The organism is Sporosarcina beigongshangi, assembly GCF_033485195.1.
In the GTDB taxonomy this organism is placed as follows: domain Bacteria; phylum Bacillota; class Bacilli; order Bacillales_A; family Planococcaceae; genus Sporosarcina; species Sporosarcina beigongshangi.
The window spans coordinates 1-4,687 of sequence record NZ_JAWLIR010000073.1; the positions used below are offsets into that span (position 1 = coordinate 1).

The window sequence follows — 4,687 nt, forward strand, 5'->3', positions numbered from 1 at the left end:
GAGAAGACGGGGTATGTATCGATTAAATGATTGAGCTCTATACAAATTAGTTCAAGGCGGTCATAAACCTACCCGTGCCGGTCATAACAGGCTCCAAGGCGGTCATAACTGCATCGATGGCGAGCATAACAAGCCCTATGCCGGTCATAAACAGGGTGCCGGTACACAATTAGAAGCAATTAGGGAATAGGAGTGGATGGAATGAGCAGGGATATTATGACGCGATTTGAAATCAAACATCCCATCATCCAAGCGCCGATGGCAGGGGTGACGACGCCGGAGTTTGTGGTGGCATCTGCAGAAGCAGGCATACTTGGCTCGATTGGAGCAGGCTATCTGTCAGCAGAGGAAACACGGCAATTTATTGGCGCAATAAAGGAGAAAACAGATAAGCCGTTTGCGGTGAATTTGTTTGTGCCGGAGCAGGTTGAAATGCAGCAACTCTATTTACGAGAGGCTTATGAGGCATTGCAGCCGATTGGCAAACAGCTAGGTATGCCGTTTTGGAAGGCACCGTTGTCGGAATTCCAGTTTGACGAGCAAGTGCAAGTCGTAGTGGAGGAAGGCGTGAGAATTTGTTCATTCACATTCGGATTGCCAGATGCCGAAACTATACGATTGCTGAAGGACAACGATGTCTATCTTATCGGGACGGCGACGACGGTAGAAGAGGCGAAACTAGCGGAACAGGCGGGCATGGATGCGGTTGTCGTACAGGGCAGTGAAGCTGGCGGACATCGAGGCTCCTTTACTGGGGAATTCACATTGATTCCACTGGACGAATTGCTAAGAGAAGTCGTCGCAGCCGTTCAAATTCCCATCATTGCAGCGGGCGGCATTGCGAATAAAGAACAGCTAGCAAGCGCACTATCTGCAGGTGCGCAAGTAGTCCAAATCGGAACCGCACTACTTGCAGCAGATGAAAGTGGAGCGCATCCTGTCTATAAAAAAGCTATTTTGAGTGCAAGTGAAGGATGCACGGTTGTAACGAATGCTTTTTCAGGCAAATTAGCACGTGGCATTCGCAATCAGTTTATTTATGAGATGAAAGACGCGGTCATTGCACCGTATCCGTACCAAAACGACTTGACCAAGGAAATCCGAAAAGCGGCGGCACAGCAAGGGAAACAGGAATACATGTCGCTGTGGGCAGGCGAAAGTGTACATTTGACTACGGGCGGAAAGCTGAAAGATATTATTGAAAGCTTATGCCATTCCCTCACCTGATTTGATACACTAGGTAGATGATATTTATAAGGACGGCGATGGGGAAAATGCGGAAATATATTGGCGAAATAGGACTTATTATTACAGCAATCATCTGGGGAAGTGGATTTGTTGCGAGTGCGGTGTCGTTGGAACACTACACGCCCTATCAGATTTTAGCAGGAAGATTTTTAATTGGTTTCGTAATTCTATGTGCTTTATTTTATAAAAAACTTAAATATATTAAGAAAAGCACGATTGTAAACGGGGCAATCTTAGGGCTTGTTTTGTATGTCGCATTTATTCTTCAGACAGTAGGATTACAATATACGACTCCTTCTAAAAATGCATTTTTAACAGCGGTCAATGTTGTCATTGTCCCTTTCATCGGCTTTTTATTGTACAAGCGGAAAATCGATTTATTTGAATTAAGCGGGGCAGTGATTGCTTTGATTGGAGTAGCGGTGCTATCGCTTCAACTATCTGCAGGAGTGAACATTGGTGATTTGCTGACGCTAGGCTGTGCGATTGGATTTGCATTTCATATTTTTTTCACAGCTAAATTTGTTAAAAATGAGGATGCGGTTTTGCTGACAATCGTTCAAATGGCGGTAGCGGCGATGATTAGCTGGATGGTTGTTATCTTTAAAGGGGAAACATCGTTTTCTATGGAATCGGAAGGGCTACTGCCACTTCTTTACTTGGGGATTTTCTCGACAACGATTGCTTACTTATTGCAAACCGTAGCTCAGAAATTTATTACAGAAACAAAAGCTGCTATCATTCTATCGACAGAGGCCTTCTGGGGAATGGCTTTTTCGGTTGTGATTTTGAGTGAAGTGATGACGATGAAAATGGTCATTGGCGCGGTGCTGATTCTTGTTGCGATTATCATATCGGAAACAAAGTTTGGGTTTTTGAAGCGGAAGAGAATAGAACAGGTAAGTTGATTGAAATTAAAGTTCAAACTTAGTGAATATGGTGTTTATGGCTGGGGGTAATAAATTGGTTTATTGGCCCCCATCTCACTTCGATTGCCAAGTTAACTGGACATAACTAACTATCGAATTGAGCCTGAAAACTCAATCTGTTTACTATTTAACTTCTCTACCCATTCACTGTCATTCCAAATGTCGGGGTTATCAATCGTTATATTTTCACCACGCACCATGAAATCATAGCTATCTTTTCCACCTGTATACCAATCAGCAATGACTAACTTGCCGTTTACATTCTGTACAAGAAATTCAGTGGCTTCACCATAACCACCTGTAAATTTTTTAATGTGCACAGGTAAGTGTAAATAGAGATAACTTCCATCTACGTCATCAGTATATTCCACTTCCCAAGCGTCAATCTCAATATTTTTCACCTTACTATTTAAATTTCCTTTCAGATTATATTGGGATTGAATTTTCTTTTGTGTATACTGTTTAAGGTTATCGTTATCGATAAATATTTCCAATTCAATATCCGAGCCGTTCCAGACCGCATTATAATAGTCAGTCAGCGCGTTTACACACATTTCATAAGCTGTTTCAGAATCTTGAATAGAAAGTTCTCTGGCATTACTAGCTACATATTTGGGAGGATCTTGTACTACATTCGGTTCCGCACCAGACGTAATTGCTGTGTTTACAGTACGATCCGCGCTACTATCTTCCGAGACTACAGGTGCATTGATACTAGTATCCTTTACACAGGCACTTAAAGTAAATAAGACTACGAACAGATAAGCAAATTTCACTGAATTCCCTCCCATTCAACTACGAATTGCTATTTTGAAACTACGACTACAGCTAAGCATATTTCAACACAAATTATCGCCTATTTTTCCGTTTTCTTATATAATATACTTGGAAGTACCATATTAACATTTATCTCCCTCAAATTGATAGAATATTACCATTAAAATGTAACATTGTATAACTAAAACCGTCTACTCTATACGGAGGGATTTGTATGAATAGATGGTTATTAGTAGTGGTAGCGCTTGTAGGACTGAGTTTACCGGGATGTTCAAAAGATGAATTATCAGAGGAAGAGCCACCACGAGCCTTTATTGAGATTGGCAATGAAACGTATGACACGCTATTAGGTACTTATTGTTGGGGAAATACCTGTGTTGACAAGGTTGGTCCTATTGAAATGTTAGAAGGTAAGGAGTCTATTCGTGTAAAGCCTGGTGAAATCATCTCTTTAATGATGAATGATGGACTGCAACCGAGCGACTTCTCTATTGTGCAGATAAGCGAAGGCGGAGAACAGATTAGCATAGTGCAAGACAATCAGTTCAACGCACCCGATGAAAAAGGGGTTTATTATTACTACTACGCGGCCAGATGGATGGACGAACAGGAAGAGAATGTTTCGTACGGAGATGCTTATTACGTTTTTGCACTGGAAGTTGGGCAGAGATGATAAAAAATGGGGGATAGAATGAAAAAAATACACCTAATCGTTATGCTAGTTTCACTATTATTACTAACGACTGGTTGCATAGCCAACGTGCGGGGGCAAAAAATAACTATCCAAAAACAAGTAGAGTCAGAAAACAATTATGAAGATTTTAGAGAAGTGACAAATAGAAAACAAGTTAGTAAAGCAAAAGAAATTGTGGAAAATGCTGATTGGCAAGATGCTAAAGTGCAAATGGATCGTTATGCTGATTATCAATTTCAGTTTCCTTTGAAGAATGGCAGTCAAGACAAAATAGCATCCTATTTACTATGGGTAACGCCAAGCGGCGACAACTTGGAGATTGTTGCGGATAGTAATAAGTATGTAAAGTTAACAGAGCAAGACTCGGCAACCTTATATGAGGTTTTAACGGGAGAAGCATTGAGCCAGCGGTGATAATTTCTATTAAATTGCTAAGCCTGAAGGAGGATTTTATGAACATTCACTACGAGTTAACGGAAGAGGACTATATTAACTTCAATTTGTATCATATCAAGCATTCTAAAGTGGGCAAACGGTCTTTGCTGTTACAAAGGATTGTCACGCCATTTCTCTACATCATTGTGGCTTATCTATTTTCAAAGATAGGCAATCTACCTTTTTTGCCACTGCTCATCACTTTTCTCATCATGAGCGCACTATGGGTTATTTTTTATCCGAAATATTTTTATAGACTTATTGCCCGTAATGCGAAAAAAATGATTAAAGAGGGCAAGAATGACGATTTATTGGGCAATCATCAGCTACAAATGTCAGATGAAGGGTTGGTAGATACGACTGCCAACAAAGAAACAAAAGTGATGTGGTCGGGCATAACAAGTGTGAAAGAAGACGATGGTTATTTCTTTTTCTACAATAGTTCAGTAAGTGCCTATATCCTACCTAAAAGAGAGCTAGATCATGTGGATGAAGTGCGACAGTATATTCAATCGAAGGTAACGAGTGAAAATTGATTTGTGGAGGAATAAAAATGCATCGAAAAAAGTATTTCACCCTTTTACGAGGCCACTGAAAAACCTAC

Annotated in this window: 6 protein-coding genes; 5 read left to right on the plus strand and 1 reads right to left on the minus strand. The window is 40.7% G+C overall.

What is annotated here, in order from left to right; genetic code table 11:
* The first annotated feature begins 201 nt into the window (after positions 1-201).
* Both R2B77_RS17695 and R2B77_RS17700 read left to right on the plus strand, forming a co-directional pair.
* Positions 202-1,227, plus strand: a complete 1,026-nt coding sequence (locus R2B77_RS17695; protein WP_203247929.1) for an NAD(P)H-dependent flavin oxidoreductase — start codon at positions 202-204, stop codon at positions 1,225-1,227.
* Between the two features lie 47 nt (positions 1,228-1,274).
* On the plus strand, positions 1,275-2,156 hold the full coding sequence (locus R2B77_RS17700) for a DMT family transporter (RefSeq protein WP_203247930.1): 882 nt from the start codon (positions 1,275-1,277) through the stop codon (positions 2,154-2,156).
* 110 nt (positions 2,157-2,266) lie between these two features.
* Here the strand turns inward: R2B77_RS17700 and R2B77_RS17705 are convergent, their stop codons facing one another.
* A complete protein-coding gene (locus R2B77_RS17705) occupies positions 2,267-2,953 on the minus strand; it encodes a hypothetical protein (protein ID WP_203247931.1) in 687 nt (228 codons plus the stop codon).
* Positions 2,954-3,168: 215 nt separating this feature from the next.
* Here R2B77_RS17705 and R2B77_RS17710 point away from each other — a divergent pair, with 215 nt between their 5' ends.
* The 3 genes from R2B77_RS17710 to R2B77_RS17720 are packed head-to-tail and all read left to right on the plus strand — an operon-like array spanning position 3,169 to position 4,619.
* Positions 3,169-3,627 (plus strand): hypothetical protein, encoded by a 459-nt coding sequence (locus R2B77_RS17710; protein WP_203247932.1) that lies wholly within the window; start codon positions 3,169-3,171, stop codon positions 3,625-3,627.
* 18 nt (positions 3,628-3,645) lie between these two features.
* A complete protein-coding gene (locus R2B77_RS17715) occupies positions 3,646-4,062 on the plus strand; it encodes a hypothetical protein (RefSeq protein ID WP_203247933.1) in 417 nt (138 codons plus the stop codon).
* A 38-nt stretch (positions 4,063-4,100) separates the two neighbouring features.
* Positions 4,101-4,619, plus strand: coding sequence for a YcxB family protein (locus R2B77_RS17720; RefSeq protein ID WP_203247934.1), 519 nt, complete (start codon positions 4,101-4,103; stop codon positions 4,617-4,619).
* Positions 4,620-4,687 lie beyond the last annotated feature (68 nt).